The sequence below is a fragment of the Sediminicola sp. 1XM1-17 genome (assembly GCF_037203765.1).
Lineage (GTDB): Bacteria > Bacteroidota > Bacteroidia > Flavobacteriales > Flavobacteriaceae > Sediminicola.
Genome location: NZ_JBBCAS010000009.1, coordinates 44,394 through 67,298 on the forward strand (window position 1 = coordinate 44,394; position 22,905 = coordinate 67,298).

Sequence of the window (22,905 nt, forward strand, 5' to 3'; positions counted from 1 at the left end):
TTTTAACAAAACATTATAGCAGCCCCTATAGCAAAACCGAAAAATCGCATTACATTTGTATAGACAATTGTTGTAACAACATGAATGTAGAAGAAATCATAAAAACCGATAAACAGATTCCGCTGGAAAGCAGGACGCTAATTCATTTGAGTTTGGTAGAAAACAAAATCAATGAAATTATTTCCTCGGCTCTAAAACCGTTTGAAGTTTCCTTACAACAGTTCAATGTGTTACGCATCCTGAGGGGACAAAAAGGCAAGCCTGCCAACTTATCCACTTTAAATGAAAGAATGGTCACCAAGATGAGCAATACCACAAGATTGGTAGATAAGCTGATTGCCAAAGGCTATGTGGACCGCGTAATATGTGAAAGCAACAGACGTAAGGTGGAGATCAATATCACTGATTCGGGCCAAAAGGCTTTATTGGAAATGGATAAGGCCATGAAACAATCCGAATTGGAAGTGGTAAAAAATTTCACCGAGGAAGATCTGAAAGCACTGAACAACCTATTGGATAAATTTTAATATTAAATAAATAATTTATGAGTACCTATATAGATAGTCTTAATTGGCGGTATGCCACAAAAAAATTCGATAACACCAAAAAAGTTTCCCAAGAAGACCTTAATTCCCTATTGGAAGCGACTACTTTATCCGCTTCTTCCTTCGGATTACAACCCTACAAAATAGTTGTTGTAGAGGATGAAGCGGTCAGGGCCAAGTTAAAGCCGCACGCCTGGGACCAATCGCAGATTACGGACGCCTCCCACTTGATAGTACTTGCCAACCAAAATTCCTTTGGCGAGGAATTGGTGGAGGAGTATGTGGAAAATGTGAGCGAAACCAGGGGAATCCCTGCAGAAGGGCTCCAAGGTTATGCCGATTTCATGAAATCGAAATTGGTACCTCTTGCTGAGGATGCGAAAGCAGTCTGGACAGCTAAGCAAACCTATATTGCTTTGGGCAACCTATTGTCTGCGGCGGCTATCCATAAAATTGATTCCTGCCCAATGGAAGGCTTCGACGCTGAAAAATTCAATGAAATCCTGGGATTAACGGAACAAGGACTAAATACAGCTGTTTTGGTAGCCGTAGGATACCGTTCGGAAGCAGATGAAACTCAGCATTATAAAAAGGTACGTAAGTCCAAAGAGGATTTAATTACACATATTTAAACAACAATAGAAACAACAGAAATTCAATTTAAAATCAAAAACCATGAAAAAAAGTGTATTCAGTTTAGTATTGGCAGTCGTAATGGGCTCAACTGCTTTTGCAACCCCTCAAGTGGATGTAGAAAAGAAAGAAGTAAAAACTTCTGAAAGTACCGTGACCTGGAAAGGTTACAAGGTGACAGGTTCGCACTATGGAACCATTAACCTTAAAGAAGGTGCATTAATGTTCGATGGGGATAAATTGACCGGAGGTGAATTCGTAGTGGACATGACGTCTTTGATTTCAACCGACCTGGAAGGTGAATCCAAAGGAAAATTGGAAGGACATTTGAAATCTGACGACTTTTTTGGGGTTGAAAAAAATCCAACCTCCACATTGGTTTTCACCAATGTTAAGGCCACAGGAAAAAATTCCTACAAAGTTTCAGGAGACTTGACCATCAAGGGAAAAACAAATCCGGTAACATTTGATGTTTCCGTTTATGGAAACAAAGCTACTGCCACCATGAAAGTAGACCGTTCCAAATACGACGTACGTTACGGTTCAGGAAGTTTCTTTGACAATTTAGGAGACAAGACCATCTATGACGAGTTTGATTTGGTAGTAGACCTAGCATTCTAGTCTTATTCCAATAATGTTTTAAACCTCACTTTTGTGGGGTTTTTTATTTTTTCCATAACAGCTGTTTGTCAATTTAAATTTCCTCCCTATATTTGAGGCTCAATGAAGAACAGAATATCAAATACTTGGTGGTGGAAAAACTTACGAACAACGTCGTGAGCAGAGCATCATTGTAGTTATACTATATAAAAGGCTTGTCATCACGACAAGCCTTTTTTCATTTTGACTTAAAACCATCGAGGGACATAAAAACTGAGAATACCCATGAAATACGAATTAGTTACCCATTATAAAAAAATACTGGCAGATACCATTACCCCTGTTAGTGTGTATCTTAAGATCAGGGATAGGTTTCCAAACAGCATTTTACTGGAAAGTAGTGATTATCACGCCAACGACAACAGTTTCTCCTATATCTGCTGTAATCCCATTGCCTCTATTAAGGTGGAGAACGAAATGGTGGTGCAGCATTTCCCAGATGGGACCACAACGAAAATTGCCATTGCCAAGGATACTGATATTCCGGCAATCCTGGATGATTTCAGCAAAAAATTCGATGCCCCAAACCATGGCTTCAAGTTTATAAACAATGGCTTGTTCGGTTATATGGCCTATGATGCGGTACGTTACTTTGAGGATCTACACCTTACCAAAAAGGACAATAGCATTTCTATTCCCGATATTTATTATGCGGTGTATCAGAATATCATTGCCATCAACCATTTTAAGAACGAAGCCTATATCTTTGCACATTGTCATAAAACAGAGAACAACATCCCGGAGTTAGAGCAAATTCTAAGTGCCAAAAACTTCGCTTCCTTTAACTTTTCAAAATCAGGAGATCCCGTTTCCAATTTAGAAGATGGGGAATACAAAGCACAGGTGGCATTGGCAAAAAAGCATTGCCAGCGGGGAGACGTCTTTCAATTGGTCCTGTCCAGAAGGTTTTCACAGGAGTTCAAAGGAGATGAATTCAATGTCTATAGGGCGTTGCGTTCCATCAACCCCTCTCCATATCTGTTCTATTTTGACTATGGTGATTTTAAGATTTTTGGAAGCTCTCCCGAGGCCCAATTGATTGTTAAGGATGGGAAGGCAGAAATCCACCCTATCGCAGGTACTTTCAAAAGAACGGGCAATGACGAGCAAGATGCTGTACTTGCCAAACAATTAAAGGTGGACGACAAAGAAAATAGCGAGCATGTGATGTTGGTAGATCTCGCCCGTAACGACCTAAGCCGACATGGCTCAGATGTGGTGGTGGAAAACTATAGGGAAGTACAATTCTTTTCACACGTGATCCATCTGGTGTCCAAGGTCACCGGACAAAAGAAAAAGGATACGCCCACCATGAAAGTGGTAGCCGACACCTTCCCGGCTGGCACATTGAGTGGCGCCCCAAAGCATATGGCCATGCAGTTGATAGACAGGTACGAAAAGACCAATAGGGGCTATTACGGTGGGGCCATAGGATTTATGGATTTCAATGGAAATTTCAACCACGCCATTATGATCAGGACTTTCCTGAGCAAAAACCACGAACTGCACTATCAGGCAGGGGCAGGTTTGGTTGCGGCATCCAATCCTGATGACGAATTGCAGGAGACCTATAATAAATTGGGTGCATTGACCAAGGCACTTGAAATAGCGGAAACCATATAAAAGTTTAGAGAAAAAGTTTACCCATCCGTTGCAAATCGGAATAGCAAAACAGGAAATGAAAAAAATACTAGTAATAGACAACTACGATAGCTTTACCTACAATCTTGTACATTATTTGGAAGATTTGGATTGTAAGGTGACCGTAAAAAGAAACGACCAATTGAGCCTTGATGACGTTGAACCATATGATAAAATAGTGCTCTCCCCAGGTCCTGGTATTCCAGATGAAGCTGGTTTGCTAAAGGAGATCATTGCTTCTTATGCCCCTACCAAGAGTATCTTTGGTGTTTGTCTGGGACAACAGGCTATAGCGGAAGTCTTTGGTGGTTCTTTGGACAATCTCGAACAGGTTTACCATGGTATCGCAACAAAGATCAACATCATAAAAGACGATATCCTTTTCCAAGATATGCCTAGGGAGATTGAAGTGGGCCGATATCATTCGTGGGTGGTAAACACAAACCTTCCTGCGTCCCTTGAGGCTACTTCCCTAGATGAAAATGGACAAATCATGTCCCTGCGACATAGAGAGTACGATGTGTGCGCCGTCCAGTTCCATCCTGAATCGGTATTGACTCCGGAAGGGAAGAAAATGTTGAGGAACTGGGTTGAACATGAAGCTAACTGATTTAGCAAGATCAGCATGACCCTTACTTTATCGTACAATTATCAAAGGATCCTGATGGACAGCATACATATCCTGTCCATTGATATCCTCCAACAGAAAAGAAAATGAAACAGATTTTAAATAGATTGATCAACCACGACGTCCTTTCCAAATCGGATGCAAAACAGGTTTTGGTGAACATTGCCAAAGGGGATTATAACACCAGCCAGATTGCGGCATTCCTCACGGTATATATGATGAGAAGTGTTACCATTGAAGAATTGGAAGGTTTTAGGGATGCCTTATTGGAACTTTGTCTGGCGGTAGACCTTTCTGCCTATAACCCCATTGATCTCTGCGGGACCGGTGGGGACGGGAAAGACACTTTCAATATTTCCACATTATCCTCATTTGTGACGGCAGGAGCCGGGATCAATGTCACCAAACATGGAAATTATGGGGTATCCTCTACCTGTGGCAGTAGTAATGTCATGGAGTTTTTGGGGATCAAGTTCAGCAATGACCCTGACTTCCTTGAAAAGACGATAGAACAAGCCGGAATATGCGTACTGCATGCTCCCCTGTTCCACCCGGCCATGAAAAATGTGGCTCCCATAAGAAGGGAATTGGGCGTGAAGACATTTTTCAATATGTTGGGTCCTATGGTCAATCCCGCTTTTCCAAAAAACCAAATGGTAGGTGTCTTTAATCTCGAACTCGCCAGAATGTATGGTTACCTTTACCAAAAAACCGATATTAATTTTACCGTATTACATGCCTTGGACGGCTATGATGAAATATCTTTGACCGGGAATACAAAAACCATATCCAACCATTCGGAAACCATGCTAAAACCTTCCGATTTTGGTGTGGATACCATTGCACAAGCAGACATAGTAGGTGGGCACTCCATTGAGGAGTCGGCCCAAATTTTTCTTAATGTCCTGCAGGGCAAGGGTACGGAACCACAGAACAACGTAGTTTGTGCCAATGCAGGAGTGGCCATAGCCACCGTAAAAAATATAAGTCCAAAGGAAGGCTTTGAACTGGCCAAGGAGTCCCTGCTTTCCGGAAAAGGATTGGCAGCCCTAAAAAAGATACAGGCCATTAGTGCCCAATAAAAACAATAAATAGAAATCCCCGCTTTGCAAAGGGCGGTCTTTTGAACAAATGAACATATTAGATAAAATAGTCTTTGATAAGCGCAAGGAGGTCGATTTAAAGAAATTGATCATCCCTACCTCCCAATTGGAAGCCTCGGTCCTATTTGAAAGGCCAACGGTTTCCTTGGCAAATGCACTAAAACAAAGTGAAACAGGTATCATCGCCGAGCATAAACGCCGGTCACCTTCCAAATCCGTTATCAATCAGGATCTGAATGTACAGGACGTAGCCACCGGTTATGAATTGGCAGGCGCATGTGGGATGTCTGTACTCACCGATGGGAAGTATTTTGGTGGGTCTATGGACGACTTACTAATCGCACGGGCCGTTGTGACCATGCCCTTGCTCCGGAAAGAATTTATCATTGATGAATATCAGATCTTGGAAGCCAAAGCCAATGGTGCAGACGTCATTTTATTGATCGCGGCAATATTGTCCAGAGAAGAAATCAAAGCCCTCTCCCAGTTTGCAAAACAGTTGAACCTCGATGTTCTATTGGAAGTACACAATGAGGAAGAATTACACAAATCCATCATGCCCAGTTTGGATATGTTGGGGGTCAACAATAGGAACCTCAAAACGTTTGATGTCAGTTTGGAAACCAGCAAAAATTTATCGGCCATTATTCCTGATGAATTTGTAAAAGTTTCCGAGAGTGGTATAAGTACCATCGAAGCCATCAAAGATTTAAAGGACTTTGGCTATAAAGGATTTCTGATCGGGGAAAATTTTATGAAAACGGACAGCCCAGGTACACATGCCCATCGCTTTATTAACGCCTTAAAAGGGAAGTAAGGAAAAGACAAAACCAATATGAAAAACGCACCCAAAAATCAGGTTATCAAACTCAAGGTCTGCGGGATGAAATATGCAGATAATATGGAAGCCGTCGCCAAGACAGCGCCAGATTACTTGGGCTTTATTTTCTGGGAACCCTCCAAGCGTGCTTTTAGCGGAGACATGGGTGCCATACCGTCCGACATTAAAAGGGTAGGTGTTTTTGTGGATGCCAAAATGGACGAAATACTTCAGAAAGTTTCGGAATTTGATCTGCAGGCAGTACAATTACATGGAAAGGAAACTTCCAAATTCTGTAAGGACCTGAAAGAAAATTACACTATACAAAAGCGAGGCAATTTAGAGATCATAAAGGTTTTCTCCATTTTGGATGACTTCGATTTTTCAATCTTGGCCGACTATGAAGCTGTTTGTGATTATTTCTTATTCGACACAAAGGGAAAATTACCTGGAGGCAACGGATACACCTTCAGTTGGCAGGTCCTCAAGAATTATCCTTCCACCAAACCCTACTTCTTGAGCGGGGGTATAGGATTGGAAGAAATCGATAAAATAACGACATTCCTGGAGGGCCCAGAATCCAAATATTGCTACGCCATTGACGTGAACAGCAAGTTTGAACTGGAACCAGGTCTGAAACAATTTGACAAGCTCAATAAATTTGTGCAATTATTACGTAAATAAAAAATGGATACGATGACATTTAACGTGGATGAAAAAGGGTATTACGGAGATTTTGGCGGAGCTTATATTCCGGAAATGCTCTATCCGAACGTAGAAAATCTAAGGGAGAACTATTTGCGGATCATGTCCGAACCTTCATTCAAGGAAGAGTTTGACCAATTACTGAAAGATTATGTGGGCAGGCCCACGCCTCTGTATTTTGCCAAGCGGCTATCCGAAAAGTACAATACCAAGATCTACCTGAAACGGGAAGACCTCAACCACACCGGGGCACACAAGATCAACAATACCATCGGGCAGATCTTAATGGCCAAACGCTTAGGCAAATCCCGTATCATTGCGGAAACTGGAGCCGGTCAGCACGGAGTGGCCACTGCCACAGTCTGTGCCCTTATGGGCATGGAATGCATCGTTTATATGGGCGAGATAGATATTGCCCGTCAGGCACCCAACGTGGCCAGAATGAAAATGCTAGGTGCCCAAGTACGCCCTGCCATGTCCGGGAGCAGAACCTTAAAGGACGCTACCAATGAGGCCATTAGGGACTGGATCAACAATCCTGTGGACACCCATTACATTATCGGTTCCGCTATCGGCCCACACCCCTACCCCGATATGGTGACCCGTTTTCAGGCGGTAATCTCCGAAGAGATCAAATGGCAGCTCCAAGAAAAGGAAGGAAAAGACAAACCGGATTATGTGGTTGCCTGCATTGGAGGCGGCAGTAACGCTGCTGGGACCTACTATCATTTCCTACATGAGGAGGAAGTTGGGATTATTGCCGTAGAGGCAGCTGGAAAAGGTGTGGACACCGGAGAAAGTGCCGCAACCTCCGCCCTGGGCAAGGAAGGCATCATACACGGTTGCAAAACCCTATTGATGCAGACCTCGGACGGACAGATCACAGAACCCTATTCCATATCCGCAGGACTGGATTATCCCGGGGTGGGACCCATGCACGCCCATCTTTACAAAACGGGAAGGGCAGAATTTATTTCGATCACGGATGATGATGCCATGCATGCCGGATTGGAGCTTTCCAAATTGGAGGGCATCATCCCCGCCATAGAAACCTCCCATGCCCTGGCCATTTTTGAACACAGAAAGTTCAACCCTGATGATGTGGTGGTCATCAATTTATCTGGCCGTGGCGATAAAGACCTGAACACTTACATCAAATATTTTAACTTGGCTTAGTAGCACCTACAAGATGAACAGAATTAATCAAAAATTACAGGGTAACGATAAGTTACTTTCCATATATTTCACTGCTGGCTACCCAGCATTGAACGATACCGTGAAAATCATTCAGGACCTAGAGAAAAATGGAGTGGACATGATAGAAATTGGGTTGCCTTTTAGCGATCCATTGGCAGATGGCCCCACCATACAGGCAAGTTCTACCCAGGCTCTTAAAAATGGGATGAACACTTCCCTGCTTTTTGAACAGTTAAAGGATATTAGAAAAACAGTGTCCATTCCCTTGATCATCATGGGGTATTTTAATCCTATGCTCCAATATGGCGTTGAGGCCTTCTGTAAAAAATGTCAAGAAATTGGGATAGACGGTATCATCATGCCCGATTTGCCCTTGGATGTATATCAGGACAAATACGAGCATATCTTCAAAGCACATGGTCTTGCCAATATCTTCCTGATCACTCCGCAAACCAGCGATGCACGCATCCAACAAATAGATACGGCCTCCAACGCATTTATCTATATGGTCAGTTCCGCAAGTGTCACAGGTTCCCAGGATGGCTTTGGAAATACCCAAGAAGATTATTTCAACAGGGTGTCCGATATGAACCTGAGAAATCCTCAAATTGTGGGCTTTGGGATCAGCAATTCGGAAACCTTTAAACAGGCCACCAAAAAGGCCAAGGGTGCCATCATAGGATCTGCCTTTATCAAACATGTGACCAAAAATGGGGTGAATGGCATTGATTCATTTATTAAGGCCATCCGTTAAGGATCAAACAACATTATTTTAATTAGGTTACCAAAATGGACGTCATCAACAACTGGAAAATTGTGATCCTTTTATGCCTGACCATAGGGTTGGCCCCCTTTGTCCCGGAACCCCACATATGGGGAAAGTTAAAATGGATGATGGGCGGTGCAACGGGCATGCAACCCATGGATTGGTTCGATGTTTTATTACATGGTTTCCCCTTTATTTTACTATTGAGATTGGTCTTTTTAAAACTAAAAACAAAATAAAAAGGGAGCTGTAACGGCTCCCTTTTTATTCCCCATAAAAGTAGTCGGGCCTTTACCTTTATTATAAAAGTATTCCCTAAATTTAACTTTTTATAATTCATCTGAAACTTCATGAAAAAAATTCTACTTCCCCTTATTTTACTTGCATTTTCAGCCATTTCCGCACAAGAGGCCATGCTATTGAAATCGAGCGTTAGGCACACTATCGATGAACTTAGGGATTTTGTTGCCATACCCAACGACGCCTTGGAACACGCAGATATCAATAGGAACATTACATGGCTTACCAAAAAATTCAACGAACGCGGTTTTAATACTTCCGTCCTGCCTACAGAAGGAGAATCCCTTTTTTTTGCGGCCCTCCCCATGGAGGACTCCAAGCCCACCATTCTATTTTACATGCATTTTGACGGGCAGTCTGTGGATCCTTCCAAATGGGACCAGCCCAACCCCTATCAGGTTGTTCTAAAGGCACCTGATGGCAATGGTTGGAAAAATCTTTCTTTTGACGAGCTCAATGAAGATATCAATTACGATTGGCGGTTGTTTGGGCGATCCACATCCGATGACAAGGGACCAATTGTCATGTTCTTGAATACCATAGACCTTTTGAAAAAAGAGAACAAAGCCCTTCCCTACAATATCAAAGTTATCTTGGATAGTGAGGAAGAAAAAAGTAGCGCCCCATTGGCAAAAGCTGTCAAGGAATACAAAGAGTTATTGAAGGCCGATTTTTTGGTTATCAATGATGGGCCGGTACATAATTCAGGTAAACCTACCGTGATCTATGGCTGTAGGGGAATCACAACCCTCTCCTTGACCACCTATGGCCCGGAGAAACCACAGCATAGTGGACACTATGGTAATTATGCACCCAATCCAGGCTTTCAATTGGCCGAAGTACTTGCCAGTATGAAGGATACGAATGGCAAAGTGACCATTGAAGGATTTTACAACGGTATCACCTTGGATGAAGCCACCATGGCCATTTTGAAAAGTGTACCTGACAATGAAACGGAAATCAAAAACAACCTACAGATTAAAACACCGGAAAAAGTTGGCAGCTTTTACCAAGAGGCCCTCCAATATCCATCCCTGAATATCCGGGGTATGGGCTCAGCTTGGATAGGTGAGAAAGCACGTACGGTGGTGCCCGAAAGTGCCACTGCCGAAATAGATATCCGACTGGTTCCGGAAAGCGACGGAACACGCCTTAAAAATCTGGTTAAGAAACATGTTGAAAAACAGGGTTATTTTGTGACCGCCAAAATCCCTACGAAGGAAGAGCGCATGGCGCATAACAAAATAATGACCATTACCGAAGGGCCCGTGACCAATGCCTTCAGGACAGACTTGAATAATCCATATGGTAAATTTTTGGTAGAAACCTTGAGGAACACCTTTAAAGAGGAGGTTGTACAAATACGCATAATGGGCGGGACGGTTCCCATTGCCCCTTTTATCAACGAACTCAAGATCCCAGCTTTTATAGTACCCATGGTAAACCCGGACAACAACCAACACAGTCCCAATGAAAATTTAAGGATTGGTCAGATTGCCTATGGCATAGAGACATTTTATAGCCTACTGAGCACACCAAAACTATAAATACCAATCTGTAGATACATTAGCATATTCACAATAAATGAAAAGATGGCCTCCTCAATTGGAGGCTTTTTTTATCCCTAATACTTGCCCTATGCCCCTAACGCCACAAAGGCTGACGCAATCGCAGCTAGGATCCATCTATATGCACCATAAATCTTATCTTTAGAGAAACACGCTTATAGTAGCACATCTCTACAAGGCTTTGGAATCACCATTATAAAATAAGATTTATGGAAACGAAGAAATTTGATGCCATTATCATAGGATCCGGTCAGGCCGGTACCCCCTTGGCTTTTAAACTAGCCGATACAGGCATGAAGGTTGCCTTTGTTGAAAAGGAACACTTTGGCGGAACGTGTCTGAATACCGGATGTACCCCTACCAAAGCGTATGTGGCCAGTGCCCGAAGAATGTATGATACCCATAATGGGGATGCCTTGGGCATTGATATTCCTGCTGGCTCCAAAACAAACTTAAGCAAGGTTAAAGCGCGAAAAGACAAACTGGTTCAAGATGGCGTACATGGGATAGAAAAAGGGGTGGAAGAAAATGAAAACATCACCTACTTTAACGGTACTGCTTCCTTTATTGGAGAAAAGAGCGTTCTTGTCAATGGACTTACGCTTACAGCTGATGAGATCTTTATCAATGTTGGGGGTAGACCCAGAATACCCGAAGCATATCAATCCGTGGAGCCGTTGGACAATCAAAGTATTTTGGAACTCACCTCCCTCCCCGAACACCTTGTTATTATAGGGGGCAGCTATATCGGTCTGGAATTTGGACAGATGTTCAAACGTTTTGGATGTGAGGTGACCATCGTTGAAAAAAATAGCAACATCATAAACCGGGAAGATGACGATATTTCAAGATCTATCCAGGAAACCATGGAAAATGAAGGCGTGAATTTTCGTCTCGGAGCCACCTGTCTTGGTGCCAAGAAATTGGATGATGGCAAAATATGCGTCAATGTCAACTGTAATCAAGGTGAGCCCCAAGTCATTGGCACCCATGTGCTTTTGGCGATAGGCCGTATTCCCAATACAGATACGCTGAACTTGGATAAGGCGGGAATAAAAACCAACGACCAAGGATTTATTCAAGTAAATGATCATCTCGAGACCAACGTTCCCGGTATTTATGCCCTTGGCGATTGCAACGGAGAAGGAGCCTTTACCCATACAGCATACAATGATTTTGAGATCATCGTCAACAACAAATTAGAGGGAGGCAACAGAAAAGTTTCAGACCGGATCCTGACCTATGGTCTATTTGTAGACCCCCCATTGGGCCGTGCCGGATTGACCTTGGCCCAAGCCATAAAAACGGGTAGAAACCTATTGGTGGCCAAAAGAGAAATGAGCAAAATTGCCAGGGCCAAAGAGAAAGGGGAAACAGAAGGATTTATGCGTGTTGTTGTAGATGCTGAGACCAAACAAATAGTGGGAGCCTCCATATTGGGGGTTGGAGGTGACGAGGTCATCAGTGGTATCCTCAACATCATGACTGCCAAGCAACCCTATACCGTTATCCGGGATTCTGTTCAAATACATCCTACGGTAAGCGAACTGTTGCCAACATTATTGGGGGCCTTGAAGCCTTTGGAGCAATGATTAATCTGAAAATGGCCCTTTAACATTCCCTAACTTAGATTTATAATAATGTTAACGGAGATTTTCCAACTATTATAGTATATTGACTATGAATCTTAAAACACACATGACATGGGAATTATAGACGATAAGAGAATTAAGAGAACAGTAGAACAAAAAAATCCAACCAATCCAACGGGAAACACCAATATTGAAACCAACAAGTTTGATATTGAGGAACCCACTATAAAAGACCAACAGAATAAGAAGTAATTTTTAAGTGTTTTTCCTACCAAAAGGAAATCCTTTATCAAAAAAATTGACTGTACTGCAAGACCCGGAAATCAATGGTATTGAATTTCGGGTCTTTCTTTTTCAACTCCTTATAAAATGCCAAGCTTCCAACGGCCCTGTTGGCCGCACCCGATGGGGCGGTAAGGGAAACTGTTCTGATGGTCCTTTCCTCCTCCATTTTTGTGCGTAATTTGAATTCGTGGATCCGAGGCACTTCATTTGAAATTTGTTTCAAAAGCAAACCATGCTCGTTCAAGTGCCTTCTAAAGAAATATTCCGGACCATTCTTGCTATTTCCCCCGGTAAAAAGCAAGGTGTGCACCTTAGGATATTTATGGAGCACCCCAAGAACATTTCTTAGTCGGATTTTTTGCATTCCCAAATCAGAGGCGTCAATTTTGGAGCGTTCTGAACTGGCCACAATATCGCAAATACCGATTCCCCTATCAATCAAAAAATTTTTCCGTTGCGCCGCAGCTTCCTCGGTAGTCTCAAATTTCAGATTCAGATTGAAAATACGGTCCAAGATGGGCCATAATTGTCCATCTCTGCTCCCATAGGAAAAGTCCACATCCCCTTCCTTAAGATCCCCAGTGGTAAATCTAGGTGGGGGTAGCGTACCTACAATCAATTTTGTGACCCCTTCAAACAAAAAAGGTTCGTAAGGATGTGTATGCAAAAAAGGTTTCATAGGATCAAATAAGAAAATCCTTCCCAACTATACAAGTAACCGTTTGATTAAATTTGAAAATTCCAAAAACGACTATAAGGTTTACGGGTATGAGCGCCAAAAAAATAATGGTATGAGCTTGACCTTGAACTGCGAATTCTTTAATTTTAAGAATCTAAAATAAATGAATTATGGGTAAAGGTGATATCAAATCCAAAAGAGGTAAAATTTCAAATAATTCCTATGGGGCCAGAAGAAAACGCAAAATTAAAAAACGCCCAACCGTTGAGGAAAAAATCAAAATTGACAAAAAGAAATAACCTAGTCGACCACGAACTTCAACTGTACTTCTCCAGATTCCAACACATTGAGTTCATAAGTATAAAAACCAGGTGAAAGCGGAGTCTCCCCAACAAAATCGATCGGTTGAAGAATAAAAACACCTTCTTCTCCCGAGGTTATCTTAATATAGTCATAGGTGTAGGCTGTTTCATATTCCAAATAATCGGAAAACCCATTGGGCGCCACATTCTCATGGATCTTGTCCTCTCCACCGACCTGTACAGAATCAAAATTTATAGCACTTACGTTCTTTACCCTGATATTGGCCATGGTAACGGAGTCATCCCTATCACTACAACCCAAACAAACCAACACAACAAGTAATACCGCTGAAATTACTTTCCCCATCATTTGATCATTTAAAAATTAGTATCAAATAATAAACGTTTTTTGGAAGGATATATTATCGTACAAAAACGGGTTCTTGAACATTTTCGGTGAACTGCTCACTATAGGCATAACCATCTACATTGAATGCCTTGATATCTTCCAGAGTCTCAGCATTGTTGTCTACAATAAAGCGCACCATGGATCCTCTTGCCTTTTTGGCAAAAAAGCTGATCACCTTGAGTTTGTCATTCTTCCAATCCTTAAAAATAGGAGTAATCACGGGGACCTTGAGGGCCTTTTTATCCAAGGCACTGAAATATTCGTTACTGGCCAGATTCACAAACAGTTCATTGTCCACCAATTCTTCGTTCAGGTGAGCCGTCAGCTGTTTTTTCCAAAAATCATAAAGGTTTTTCTTGCTCCCTACTTTTAATTGGGTGCCCATTTCCAAACGATAAGGCTGCATCAGGTCCAACGGTTTTAAAATACCATATTGTCCGGATAGAATTCTAAGCTTATCCTGTAAATCCTGCAGCTTCCCTTCTGGAAGTGAATAGGCATCCATACCGAGATAAACGTCCCCACTGAAGGCATAGATTGCAGGTCTTGCATTTTCCTTGGTAAATGGAATACTGAATTTTTGGTTCCTTTCCCAGTTCAATTCGGCAAGATTATCCGAAATATCCATTAATTTGGATAAGGCTTTTGGCTTTTTTTTCGCCAATACCGCATTCAGTGTTTCGGCTTCCTTCAAAAAGACTGGTTGCGTAAATTTATCCGTGGGCAATTCACTTTCAAAATCGAGCGATTTTGCTGGTGATACTACAATTTTCATTCCTTGCTTAAATTAAAATTCCTAAACGAACGGTAAAAATAGGGTCTTCCCTCTAAGGAAGCACCGTAATCCAAATGGACTTTTCAATGATATTATCGATGAAATTTATTCTTCCTGGCTATGCTTGGCATATTGACGCCATTTATCTATACAATTTGCCATATCCTCTGGAATCTCAGAGTCGAAACGCATAAATTCTCCTGACACGGGATGAACAAAACCAAGGGTCTTGGCATGAAGTGCCTGCCTTGGCAAAATCTTAAATGCATTGTCAACAAACTGCTTGTATTTGGTAAAGGTGGTTCCCTTTAATATTTTCTCGCCCCCATAACGCTCATCGTTGAACAGGGTGTGTCCAATATACTTTAAATGTACCCTGATCTGATGGGTCCTTCCCGTTTCCAGCTTGCAGGAGATGACCGTAACATAGCCCAAACGCTCCAACACCTTGTAATGGGTCACCGCTTCCTTACCTTGATCGCCCTCAGGAAAAACTTCCATCTGGAGTCGGTTTTTAGGGTTTCTGGCAATATGGCCTTCAATAGTACCACTTTCATCCTCCACATTTCCCCAAACCAGTGCAATGTACTCCCTTTCCGAGGTTTTGTCATGAAACTGTTTGGCCAAATGCGTCATAGCGGCCTCTGTTTTGGCCACCACCAAGAGTCCGGAAGTATCTTTGTCTATACGGTGTACCAGCCCAGGCCTTTCATCACTGTTCAAGGGCAAGGACTCAATGTGGTGCAGCAGTGCATTGATCAAAGTCCCGGAATAATTTCCGTGACCGGGATGCACCACCATTCCCGGAGGTTTGTTCACTACCAAGAGTACTTCATCCTCATAAACGATTTCTAACGGGATATCTTCGGGGGTCAATAAAAACTCATAAGGCGGATGCTCGAACATTACGCGTACCTCATCCCCAGCCTTTACCTTGTAATTGGACTTTACAATGGAATCATTTACCCAGATATGCCCTTCTTTGGCAGCTTGTTGGATTTTGTTCCTCGTGGCATTTTCAATAAAATTCATTAGAAATTTATCTACCCTTAGCGGAACCTGTCCTTTTCCGGCGACAAATTTATAATGTTCAAATAACTCATCATCATTCAATTCTGGCCCATGTACCTCTTCCATATGTTATTCTTCAAATTCTTCAGATTCATCTTTTATGATTGCCCTTTCTGGTATTTCTCCCCTTCCACAGACAAGCTCAATTTTGGAAGTCTTTGGCAATTGGTCCCCTGGCTTGATGTATTTCCCTTTAAATCTTATCTCATAGACCATATCCTTACCCAATTCCTCGATATAGGTGATACGTTGCACATCAAGACCTACTGCCCTTAATTTAGAGGTAGCATTACGGATGGAATTTTGGATAATATCAGGAACTGTGACCTTGTTGTAGCCAGAAGGGTTTACGGTAACGTAAATTTTCCTGTTGTACTTCACCTTGTTACCAGCTGGAGGATCTTGTTCTATAATGGAAAATCTTGGGTATTCCGGATCGTAATTCGCCGAATCCAACACTTCATATCTTAGATTGTTCTGCTCAATCACATTTCTCATTTCAGAAACCGACAGTTTTGACAGATCGGGAACAGTGACGAATTCACCGTGATTGGTTGAACTTTTCAACCACTGCATGATTCCAAAGACCAACACCACTGAAACCAATACGGCCAACGCCAGTTGTTTAAGAAAAACCTTACTTCCCAAAAAACGGAAAAAACCCATCATAATTTATTTAATAATCCCAACAAATATATGAAACCCAAAGCTTTTTTCTTTACTTTAAAAAAATGATATTTGTTTTGTTGGCCTAAGTGTATATTGACTCAAGAAATACACCTATCCATCATAAAAAGCATAGCACAATAAAGATGAAAAAGAACATAGCCATTATCATGGGCGGGTATTCCAGCGAATATAAAATATCCCTTAAGAGTGGAGGGGTTGTCTATACATATTTGGACAAGGATAAATTCAATGCCTATCCCATCCACATCAGCAAGGACAAATGGGTGCACATAAATGAAAATCAAGATGAATATCCCATCAACAGGAATGATTTCACCTTGGACATGCCTACCGGCAAAGTGGTGTTCGATTGTGTTTTTAACGCCATTCACGGTACCCCAGGGGAAGATGGATTGATGCAGGGTTATTTTAAATTGATGGGAATCCCACAAACTTCTTGTGATTATTACCAGGCCGCGCTGACCTTTAACAAAAGGGACCTTTTGAGCGTCCTGAAACCTTATGGCATCAAATCTGCCATATCATATTACCTCAATTTGGGAGATCCGATCAATGAAGATGAAATTGTCAAAAAAGTTGGTCTACCCTGTTTTGTAAAGGCGAACAAGGCCGGTAGTAGCTTTGGAATTTCCAAAGTTTACAGCAAGGAAGACCTTTCCGAAGCCATAACAAAAGCATACAAGGAGGATGATGAGATCATCATTGAAAGTTTCCTTGATGGGACTGAAGTTTCCGTAGGTGTCATCACCTATAAAGGAGAGACCAAGGTTTTGCCCATTACAGAGATCGTTACGGAGAACGACTTTTTTGATTACGAGGCCAAATACGAAGGCAAATCCAAAGAAATAACGCCTGCCAGAATTTCCAAGGAACAGGAAAAGAAGGTGACGGAAGCGGCAAAGCGCGCTTATGAAGTCCTTAAAATGAAGGGATTCTCCAGAAGTGAATTCATCTTTGTGGGGGACAAACCTTTTATGTTGGAAATGAATACAACACCGGGCCTCACAGAAGAAAGTATATTGCCACAACAGGCCAGAGCCGCAGGGATATCCTTGCCCGAGCTCTTTGAGAGCGCTATCATGGAGGCCCTTAAAGAAAAATAAGTACCTTTAAACATTGCAAAACCAACCCTAATGAGACGCGCCATATTCCCAGGTTCCTTTGATCCACTTACCCTAGGCCATTATGACATCATACATAGGGGGATCACCCTTTTTGATGAACTTGTTATAGCTATAGGTATCAATGCCGACAAAAAGTATATGTTCAGCTTGGAAGAAAGAACACAATTCATAAAAGAAGCATTTAAGGATGAGCCAAAGATAAAGGTAATGACCTATGAGGGCTTAACGGTGGACTTCTGTCGAAAAATAGATGCCAGCTTTATTTTACGTGGGCTACGGAACCCCGGTGATTTTGAATTTGAAAAAGCTATTGCGCATACCAATCGTAAACTCTCCGAAATTGAGACCGTTTTTCTATTGACATCTTCCGGCAAATCCTATATAAGTTCTTCCATAGTAAGGGATGTGATCAGAAACGGTGGGGATTATACCGGTTTGGTACCAGATAGTGTTAGGGTCAGCAAATAATCCAAACCTAAAAATATTGACCGCCTTAAAAAAGGGCCTGTTGGAGTCTTTTTTTTAGATGTTATCTCTAGTTGAATACTGTGGATATCAGCCCAATTGCAAACCTAATACCACTGAACCACAAGTAGGAATATGTAGTATTTTCCTGCAAATCATCGATCTTTCAAGACAGTACACCTTAGAATTAGGTGCCAACACCACTAGTTTGGTCCGATTCACAACAAACTCTTAGTCAAGACGTAAAATCCGTTTACTTTAGTAAGAAATTTCAACTACATGCTGCGGGAGTCCCAAGTTCAATCCAATAATTACCTCATAAAGCAATTGCCTGGTGCAACGGTTTTTGTGAACACCAAGTTCGAGGTAGTTCATGCTTCGGATAAATGGATATCTTATTTTGATTTCAATCCTTCCACAGTTTTTGGCAAAACCCTGCACCAACTATTTTCAAGCGTAGGTCTAGGATGGCAAAAAGCACTTGATGGATGCCTTTTGGGAAATCACAGCGAGGCTCATGTAGAGCGAATTATAGACAAGGACAACACAGAACGCTGGTTCGAATGGTCCAATATCCCGTGGTATGATGACAAGGAAAATGTCATTGGTGTTATACTGAGCACCGAGGATGTCACCGAAAGGATTTTGAACGAATTGAAGCTGGAAAAACTCGAAGTGCTCTTCAAGGAAAAATCTGAAATTGGAAAAATTGGCCACTGGGAATACGATGCCGAAAAAAATGAACTTCTTTGGTGCAATATTACCAAGGCCATCCACGAGGTACCCATGGATTACATTCCTTCCATTGAGAAGGGCCACACCTTTTACAAGGAAGGCTATAGGGGAGAAACCATTGCCAATATGGTCCGTAAGGCCGTAAGCACAGGAGAACAGGTAAGTGGCCGAATTCCATTGGTAACCGCAAAGGGCAAAGAGATATGGGTGTTGGCTGCGGGCCAACCTATACAAAAAAATGGTGTTTTCATTGGTCTTATTGGAACATGCCAGGATATCACGGAAATAGTAACTGCAGAGGCAAAGACCAAAGAAAGCGAAGAACTCCTTCGTACCGTATTGGACAATCTGCCCCTTAACGTATACATTAAAGATCTAGAATCCCGAAAAATATTGGTCAATCAATCGGAATGCGAATACCTGGGAGCGAAAGATCCCAAAGAACTGTTGGGCAAGAGTGATTTTGACCTTTATGATAAAAAGATTGCACAAATTTCAAGAAACGAGGATCTAAAGGTCCTCAACACCATGAAACCAATCATTGGCAAGGAAACGGTTAATATCACCAAAGATGGCAAGGCCACCTATTTTCTGACCTCAAAAATTCCCTTGAAGGGACCCGATGGGAAAGCAAATGCTTTGGTTGGATTCAGTTTGGATATTTCCAAACTAAAGCAAAAAGAAGAAGAACTAAGGGATCTGATCAATGTGACTTCCCTACAGAATAAAAAACTGATCAATTTTGCCCATATCGTTTCCCATAACCTCAGATCTCACACCGCCAATTTTTCCATGTTATTGGATTTTTTGGTCAATGAGACCGATGAAGAGGAAAAGCTTAAAATAGTCAATATGTTGACCGACGCCTCAGACAATCTATTGGAAACCTTGGACAATTTAAATGAAGTGGTGGCCATTAACACCAATGTCAACCTGGGCAAACACCCGATCCATTTAAACTCAAAAATAGAGGGAGTTCAGCAAAATCTTCTGGCATTTTTAAAAAACAACAACGCCACCATAATCAATAACATCTCAGATGACATATATGTAAGGGCCATACCTGCTTATCTGGATAGCATTTTGATGAATTTTATGACCAATGCCGTCAAATACAAGGACCCCGACAGGTCCCCGGTTATTACGTTGACAGCAAAAAGAAACCAAGATTATATGGTCCTGAGTATAACTGACAATGGGCTTGGCATCGATCTTAAAAAATATGGCAGCAAACTATTTGGCATGTACAAAACATTCCACAATAATACCGATGCCAGAGGAATAGGCCTATATATCACAAAGAATCAGGTAGAGGCCATGAATGGAAAAATAATTACCACTAGTGAGGTTGGCGTAGGCACCACTTTTAACATACATTTCAATGAAAAAAATTAATTCTGTCTGCATCATAGACGATGATCGAATTGTAGTATTTGGTATCAAAAAAATGCTTGGATCTGTAGTAGATTGTGAAAACATCTTCACTTATGGCAATGGAATGCTCGCCTTGGAAGGCATTCGGGAAATGATCAGGGAAAACAAGGAGATTCCGAGTATAATTTTCTTGGATATCAACATGCCCATTATGGATGGATGGCAGTTCTTGGAAGAATTTATAACCTTAAAATTGGACAAAAAAGTTTTCATAAACATTGTCACCTCCTCTATAGACCCCTCGGACAAACAAAAGTCGGAAACCTTTAAATCAAGGACACACCACACCATAGAATACAAGACCAAACCTATTCGCAGAAATGAAATTGAAGAAATAACAAATGCCGCTTAGCCTTTAAACTTATAATTTGCTTAATTTTGGCAGGACATTGCTGATGATGTCCGTTATTAATTCAAATAAATGAGATATTTTTTAGTCTTTTCTATCCTTTGCCTCCTACTTTCCTGTGATAAAAAAATAGAAGACAAAATAGCGGAATATCCCACACCATTTGAAAAATCGAATGGCAACCAAACCGCTACCTACCAAGAGGTCATAGATTTTTACATGCAATTGGCCAAAGAGTTTCCGGCCATCAATGTTCAGACCATAGGGGAGACCGATAGTGGCAAACCACTGCATATTGTAACCTATAATATGGACAGTGATTTCAATTTTGCAAAGATTGGCAAGGACAAGACCATCATATTGATCAACAATGGCATCCACCCTGGAGAAAGTGATGGGATCGATGCTACCATGAACTTGTTCCGAGATTTGGCCGTGGAAAAAATAGATCCTCCAAAAAATACGGTCATTACCACCATACCCATTTATAATATAGACGGTGCCCTAAACAGGAACTCCACAACACGCGCCAATCAAAATGGTCCGGAGGTCTATGGCTTTAGAGGGAATGCCCAAAATTATGATCTCAACAGGGATTTTATCAAATCGGATACCAAAAACGCTATAACCTTTGCAGAAATTTTTCATTTGGTCAAACCGGATATCTTTATAGATAACCATGTAAGCAATGGTGCTGACTATCAATACACCCTTACCCATCTATTTACCCAGCACAATAAGCTTGGCGGAGATATAGGGAGGTATTTGAACATGGAACTGAGACCCAAGCTAGAAAAATCTCTGGCAGCATCAAACTGGGATATTACTCCATATGTAAACGTGTTCAATGAAGTACCTGAAAAAGGTTTTTCACAATTTATGGATTCGCCCAGGTATTCCACCGGTTACACAACCTTATGGAACACCCTTGGAATGATGGTCGAAACCCATATGCTCAAACCCTACAAAAAAAGGGTGGAGGGCACTTACCAACTCATGGTCAAGATGATAGAAATAGCAGATTCGGATACCGAAAAAATAAAGGAAATAAGAGAGTTGGCATTTTCCAAACAACTGGAAATGAACTCTTATCCCTTGCAATGGGAAATAGACACTACCAAATTTAGGACCTTAAATTTCAAAGGTTTTGAAGCGGACACCCTTATTAGTGAGGTCACTGGATTTCCCCGCTTAAAATACGACAGAAACAGACCTTTTACAAAAGCAGTGACCTACCGGGACCGTTACAAACCCACAGTAATTGTAGAGGTCCCCAAAGCCTATATCATAAAGAAAGGCTGGACAAAAGTAGTTGACCTTCTTGCCAAAAACCAGATTGACTATAAAACCCTGCAACAGGACACCACCCTATCGGTAGAATCCTATAAAATCGCCGCCTATAACACCTATGAGCGCCCTTATGAAGGTCATTATCCACATTATGGGACAACAATCACAAAAAAATTGGATACCATTACCTTTTCTCAGGGAGATTATCTGGTCCCCACTAACCAACCAGGCATGAGGTATCTATTGGAAACCTTGGAGCCCGAAGCAGCTGATTCCTTTTTCAACTGGAACTTCTTTGATGCTATTTTAAGCAGAAAAGAAGGATTTTCCCCTTACGTTTTTGAAGATGAAGCCCTAAAAATGTTACGGGAGAACCCAGCTTTGAATGCGGAATTTCAGCTCAGGAAGGAAATGGAACCAGATTTTGCACAAAATTGGTATGCACAACTGGATTGGCTATTTACCCATTCCAAATATTATGAAGCCGCGCATATGCAATATCCGGTGTACCGCTTGTTAAAGGACAGCGGAATTGTGACCAAATAGTTAATCCTCGAAAAGTATTTTGATATTGGTATAAGAGTTCTGAAGGGCCTTTTTAATTTTTTCGGGCCCCTTCCATTTAACTTTTACGATACCTTCATCGGCCTGGCCAATCAGTGGTCCTTTATAGGCCGTACGCATGGCGTACCAATGAACCTCCTTTAGTTTATATGTACCGTTTCTTTTAAATACATGGTAGGTGGTCCTAAGAAAGTTCTCGATTTTCAGTCCACTTACCCCTGTTTCTTCCTCAACCTCGCGAATGGCGGCATCTGGCAAGGTTTCACCCTTATCTACCTTTCCTTTCGGCAGATCCCACTTATCATTCCTGTAAATAAAAAGCACTTTCCCCTCCTTATTGGTCACAACCCCTCCTGCTGCTACTACCAGAGGTATTTTTTTGGTGAACTTTTTAAGGATTTCCTCGTGATTGGGATGATAGATATAAGCTTCGCTTATTTTATTTTTTGCCAACGCATCAATGGCCTCTTTAACAGATTTGCCATTCAGCAAAAAATATTTGCTGTTGGCTGTTTCTGATAGTTTATTTGTTAAAATAAGAGCAGACTCATTAACAAAAACTTTATACATTTGCG

Annotated in this window: 26 protein-coding genes; 20 read left to right on the forward strand and 6 right to left on the reverse strand. The window is 41.6% G+C overall.

Annotated elements, in window-relative coordinates:
• Positions 1-80 precede the first annotated feature (80 nt).
• From WAA86_RS13465 to WAA86_RS13530, 14 genes are all read left to right on the forward strand, one after another.
• Positions 81-527 (forward strand): MarR family winged helix-turn-helix transcriptional regulator, encoded by a 447-nt coding sequence (locus WAA86_RS13465; protein WP_337301536.1) that lies wholly within the window; start codon positions 81-83, stop codon positions 525-527.
• 17 nt (positions 528-544) lie between these two features.
• Positions 545-1,177 (forward strand): NAD(P)H-dependent oxidoreductase, encoded by a 633-nt coding sequence (locus WAA86_RS13470; RefSeq protein ID WP_337301537.1) that lies wholly within the window; start codon positions 545-547, stop codon positions 1,175-1,177.
• Between the two features lie 43 nt (positions 1,178-1,220).
• Positions 1,221-1,799 carry a YceI family protein gene (locus WAA86_RS13475; protein ID WP_337301538.1) on the forward strand — a complete coding sequence of 193 codons (579 nt, stop codon included), beginning with the start codon at positions 1,221-1,223 and terminating at the stop codon, positions 1,797-1,799.
• Positions 1,800-2,063: 264 nt separating this feature from the next.
• Positions 2,064-3,461 carry an anthranilate synthase component I family protein gene (locus tag WAA86_RS13480; protein ID WP_337301539.1) on the forward strand — a complete coding sequence of 466 codons (1,398 nt, stop codon included), beginning with the start codon at positions 2,064-2,066 and terminating at the stop codon, positions 3,459-3,461.
• A gap of 55 nt (positions 3,462-3,516) precedes the next feature.
• Positions 3,517-4,089 (forward strand): anthranilate synthase component II, encoded by a 573-nt coding sequence (locus WAA86_RS13485; RefSeq protein ID WP_337301540.1) that lies wholly within the window; start codon positions 3,517-3,519, stop codon positions 4,087-4,089.
• 104 nt (positions 4,090-4,193) lie between these two features.
• Positions 4,194-5,189 (forward strand): anthranilate phosphoribosyltransferase, encoded by a 996-nt coding sequence (trpD, locus tag WAA86_RS13490; RefSeq protein WP_337301541.1) that lies wholly within the window; start codon positions 4,194-4,196, stop codon positions 5,187-5,189.
• Positions 5,190-5,238: 49 nt separating this feature from the next.
• Positions 5,239-6,027: an indole-3-glycerol phosphate synthase TrpC gene (gene trpC, locus WAA86_RS13495; protein WP_337301542.1), complete on the forward strand. Its 789-nt coding sequence runs from the start codon at positions 5,239-5,241 to the stop codon at positions 6,025-6,027.
• Positions 6,028-6,045: 18 nt separating this feature from the next.
• The gene (locus WAA86_RS13500; protein WP_337301543.1) at positions 6,046-6,714 is read left to right on the forward strand and encodes a phosphoribosylanthranilate isomerase; all 669 of its coding nucleotides are present in this window, start codon (positions 6,046-6,048) and stop codon (positions 6,712-6,714) included.
• A 12-nt stretch (positions 6,715-6,726) separates the two neighbouring features.
• Positions 6,727-7,911 carry a tryptophan synthase subunit beta gene (gene trpB / locus WAA86_RS13505; RefSeq protein WP_337301612.1) on the forward strand — a complete coding sequence of 395 codons (1,185 nt, stop codon included), beginning with the start codon at positions 6,727-6,729 and terminating at the stop codon, positions 7,909-7,911.
• Between the two features lie 13 nt (positions 7,912-7,924).
• Complete coding sequence (gene trpA, locus WAA86_RS13510) at positions 7,925-8,686, forward strand: tryptophan synthase subunit alpha (protein ID WP_337301544.1); 762 nt, start codon at positions 7,925-7,927, stop codon at positions 8,684-8,686.
• Between the two features lie 35 nt (positions 8,687-8,721).
• Positions 8,722-8,937: a hypothetical protein gene (locus WAA86_RS13515; RefSeq protein WP_337301545.1), complete on the forward strand. Its 216-nt coding sequence runs from the start codon at positions 8,722-8,724 to the stop codon at positions 8,935-8,937.
• Between the two features lie 111 nt (positions 8,938-9,048).
• Entirely contained in the window at positions 9,049-10,545 is a 1,497-nt protein-coding gene (locus WAA86_RS13520) for a M20/M25/M40 family metallo-hydrolase (protein WP_337301546.1), read from the forward strand.
• 230 nt (positions 10,546-10,775) lie between these two features.
• Entirely contained in the window at positions 10,776-12,158 is a 1,383-nt protein-coding gene (locus tag WAA86_RS13525; RefSeq protein WP_337301547.1) for an FAD-containing oxidoreductase, read from the forward strand.
• Between the two features lie 111 nt (positions 12,159-12,269).
• A complete protein-coding gene (locus tag WAA86_RS13530) occupies positions 12,270-12,410 on the forward strand; it encodes a hypothetical protein (RefSeq protein ID WP_337301548.1) in 141 nt (46 codons plus the stop codon).
• A gap of 37 nt (positions 12,411-12,447) precedes the next feature.
• Here WAA86_RS13530 and WAA86_RS13535 read toward each other — a convergent pair whose 3' ends face one another.
• Positions 12,448-13,122, reverse strand: coding sequence for a uracil-DNA glycosylase family protein (locus WAA86_RS13535; protein WP_337301549.1), 675 nt, complete (start codon positions 13,120-13,122; stop codon positions 12,448-12,450).
• A gap of 170 nt (positions 13,123-13,292) precedes the next feature.
• Here WAA86_RS13535 and WAA86_RS13540 point away from each other — a divergent pair, with 170 nt between their 5' ends.
• Complete coding sequence (locus WAA86_RS13540) at positions 13,293-13,421, forward strand: 30S ribosomal protein THX (RefSeq protein WP_337301550.1); 129 nt, start codon at positions 13,293-13,295, stop codon at positions 13,419-13,421.
• Between the two features lies 1 nt (position 13,422).
• Here the strand turns inward: WAA86_RS13540 and WAA86_RS13545 are convergent, their stop codons facing one another.
• From WAA86_RS13545 to WAA86_RS13560, 4 genes are all read right to left on the reverse strand, one after another.
• Positions 13,423-13,794, reverse strand: coding sequence for a hypothetical protein (locus WAA86_RS13545; protein ID WP_337301551.1), 372 nt, complete (start codon positions 13,792-13,794; stop codon positions 13,423-13,425).
• A gap of 52 nt (positions 13,795-13,846) precedes the next feature.
• A complete protein-coding gene (gene yaaA, locus WAA86_RS13550) occupies positions 13,847-14,608 on the reverse strand; it encodes a peroxide stress protein YaaA (RefSeq protein WP_337301552.1) in 762 nt (253 codons plus the stop codon).
• A gap of 105 nt (positions 14,609-14,713) precedes the next feature.
• Positions 14,714-15,745, reverse strand: a complete 1,032-nt coding sequence (locus WAA86_RS13555) for an RluA family pseudouridine synthase (RefSeq protein WP_337301553.1) — start codon at positions 15,743-15,745, stop codon at positions 14,714-14,716.
• Positions 15,746-15,748: 3 nt separating this feature from the next.
• A complete protein-coding gene (locus WAA86_RS13560; protein WP_337301554.1) occupies positions 15,749-16,348 on the reverse strand; it encodes a PASTA domain-containing protein in 600 nt (199 codons plus the stop codon).
• A 143-nt stretch (positions 16,349-16,491) separates the two neighbouring features.
• Between WAA86_RS13560 and WAA86_RS13565 the strand changes: the two genes are divergently transcribed.
• The 5 genes from WAA86_RS13565 to WAA86_RS13585 all read left to right on the forward strand — a co-directional run bounded on the left by WAA86_RS13565 (position 16,492) and on the right by WAA86_RS13585 (position 22,312).
• The gene (locus WAA86_RS13565) at positions 16,492-17,472 is read left to right on the forward strand and encodes a D-alanine--D-alanine ligase (protein WP_337301555.1); all 981 of its coding nucleotides are present in this window, start codon (positions 16,492-16,494) and stop codon (positions 17,470-17,472) included.
• Positions 17,473-17,502: 30 nt separating this feature from the next.
• Positions 17,503-17,961 carry a pantetheine-phosphate adenylyltransferase gene (coaD, locus tag WAA86_RS13570; RefSeq protein ID WP_337301556.1) on the forward strand — a complete coding sequence of 153 codons (459 nt, stop codon included), beginning with the start codon at positions 17,503-17,505 and terminating at the stop codon, positions 17,959-17,961.
• 276 nt (positions 17,962-18,237) lie between these two features.
• A complete protein-coding gene (locus WAA86_RS13575) occupies positions 18,238-20,088 on the forward strand; it encodes a PAS domain-containing sensor histidine kinase (RefSeq protein WP_337301557.1) in 1,851 nt (616 codons plus the stop codon).
• Entirely contained in the window at positions 20,075-20,479 is a 405-nt protein-coding gene (locus tag WAA86_RS13580; RefSeq protein ID WP_337301558.1) for a response regulator, read from the forward strand. Before WAA86_RS13575 ends, WAA86_RS13580 begins: the two co-directional genes overlap by 14 nt.
• A 69-nt stretch (positions 20,480-20,548) precedes the next feature.
• Positions 20,549-22,312, forward strand: coding sequence for a M14 family metallopeptidase (locus WAA86_RS13585; protein WP_337301559.1), 1,764 nt, complete (start codon positions 20,549-20,551; stop codon positions 22,310-22,312).
• Here WAA86_RS13585 and WAA86_RS13590 read toward each other — a convergent pair whose 3' ends face one another.
• The gene (locus WAA86_RS13590; RefSeq protein WP_337301560.1) at positions 22,313-22,900 is read right to left on the reverse strand and encodes an NUDIX hydrolase; all 588 of its coding nucleotides are present in this window, start codon (positions 22,898-22,900) and stop codon (positions 22,313-22,315) included.
• Positions 22,901-22,905 lie beyond the last annotated feature (5 nt).

Coding starts and splice junctions, on each gene's coding strand:
- WAA86_RS13465 (WP_337301536.1), top strand. CDS start 81: ATGAATGTAGAAGAAATCATAAAAACCGATAAACAGATTCCGCTGGAA.
- WAA86_RS13470 (WP_337301537.1), top strand. CDS start 545: ATGAGTACCTATATAGATAGTCTTAATTGGCGGTATGCCACAAAAAAA.
- WAA86_RS13475 (WP_337301538.1), top strand. CDS start 1,221: ATGAAAAAAAGTGTATTCAGTTTAGTATTGGCAGTCGTAATGGGCTCA.
- WAA86_RS13480 (WP_337301539.1), top strand. CDS start 2,064: ATGAAATACGAATTAGTTACCCATTATAAAAAAATACTGGCAGATACC.
- WAA86_RS13485 (WP_337301540.1), top strand. CDS start 3,517: ATGAAAAAAATACTAGTAATAGACAACTACGATAGCTTTACCTACAAT.
- trpD (WP_337301541.1), top strand. CDS start 4,194: ATGAAACAGATTTTAAATAGATTGATCAACCACGACGTCCTTTCCAAA.
- trpC (WP_337301542.1), top strand. CDS start 5,239: ATGAACATATTAGATAAAATAGTCTTTGATAAGCGCAAGGAGGTCGAT.
- WAA86_RS13500 (WP_337301543.1), top strand. CDS start 6,046: ATGAAAAACGCACCCAAAAATCAGGTTATCAAACTCAAGGTCTGCGGG.
- trpB (WP_337301612.1), top strand. CDS start 6,727: ATGACATTTAACGTGGATGAAAAAGGGTATTACGGAGATTTTGGCGGA.
- trpA (WP_337301544.1), top strand. CDS start 7,925: ATGAACAGAATTAATCAAAAATTACAGGGTAACGATAAGTTACTTTCC.
- WAA86_RS13515 (WP_337301545.1), top strand. CDS start 8,722: ATGGACGTCATCAACAACTGGAAAATTGTGATCCTTTTATGCCTGACC.
- WAA86_RS13520 (WP_337301546.1), top strand. CDS start 9,049: ATGAAAAAAATTCTACTTCCCCTTATTTTACTTGCATTTTCAGCCATT.
- WAA86_RS13525 (WP_337301547.1), top strand. CDS start 10,776: ATGGAAACGAAGAAATTTGATGCCATTATCATAGGATCCGGTCAGGCC.
- WAA86_RS13530 (WP_337301548.1), top strand. CDS start 12,270: ATGGGAATTATAGACGATAAGAGAATTAAGAGAACAGTAGAACAAAAA.
- WAA86_RS13535 (WP_337301549.1), bottom strand. CDS start 13,122: ATGAAACCTTTTTTGCATACACATCCTTACGAACCTTTTTTGTTTGAA.
- WAA86_RS13540 (WP_337301550.1), top strand. CDS start 13,293: ATGGGTAAAGGTGATATCAAATCCAAAAGAGGTAAAATTTCAAATAAT.
- WAA86_RS13545 (WP_337301551.1), bottom strand. CDS start 13,794: ATGATGGGGAAAGTAATTTCAGCGGTATTACTTGTTGTGTTGGTTTGT.
- yaaA (WP_337301552.1), bottom strand. CDS start 14,608: ATGAAAATTGTAGTATCACCAGCAAAATCGCTCGATTTTGAAAGTGAA.
- WAA86_RS13555 (WP_337301553.1), bottom strand. CDS start 15,745: ATGGAAGAGGTACATGGGCCAGAATTGAATGATGATGAGTTATTTGAA.
- WAA86_RS13560 (WP_337301554.1), bottom strand. CDS start 16,348: ATGATGGGTTTTTTCCGTTTTTTGGGAAGTAAGGTTTTTCTTAAACAA.
- WAA86_RS13565 (WP_337301555.1), top strand. CDS start 16,492: ATGAAAAAGAACATAGCCATTATCATGGGCGGGTATTCCAGCGAATAT.
- coaD (WP_337301556.1), top strand. CDS start 17,503: ATGAGACGCGCCATATTCCCAGGTTCCTTTGATCCACTTACCCTAGGC.
- WAA86_RS13575 (WP_337301557.1), top strand. CDS start 18,238: ATGCTGCGGGAGTCCCAAGTTCAATCCAATAATTACCTCATAAAGCAA.
- WAA86_RS13580 (WP_337301558.1), top strand. CDS start 20,075: ATGAAAAAAATTAATTCTGTCTGCATCATAGACGATGATCGAATTGTA.
- WAA86_RS13585 (WP_337301559.1), top strand. CDS start 20,549: ATGAGATATTTTTTAGTCTTTTCTATCCTTTGCCTCCTACTTTCCTGT.
- WAA86_RS13590 (WP_337301560.1), bottom strand. CDS start 22,900: ATGTATAAAGTTTTTGTTAATGAGTCTGCTCTTATTTTAACAAATAAA.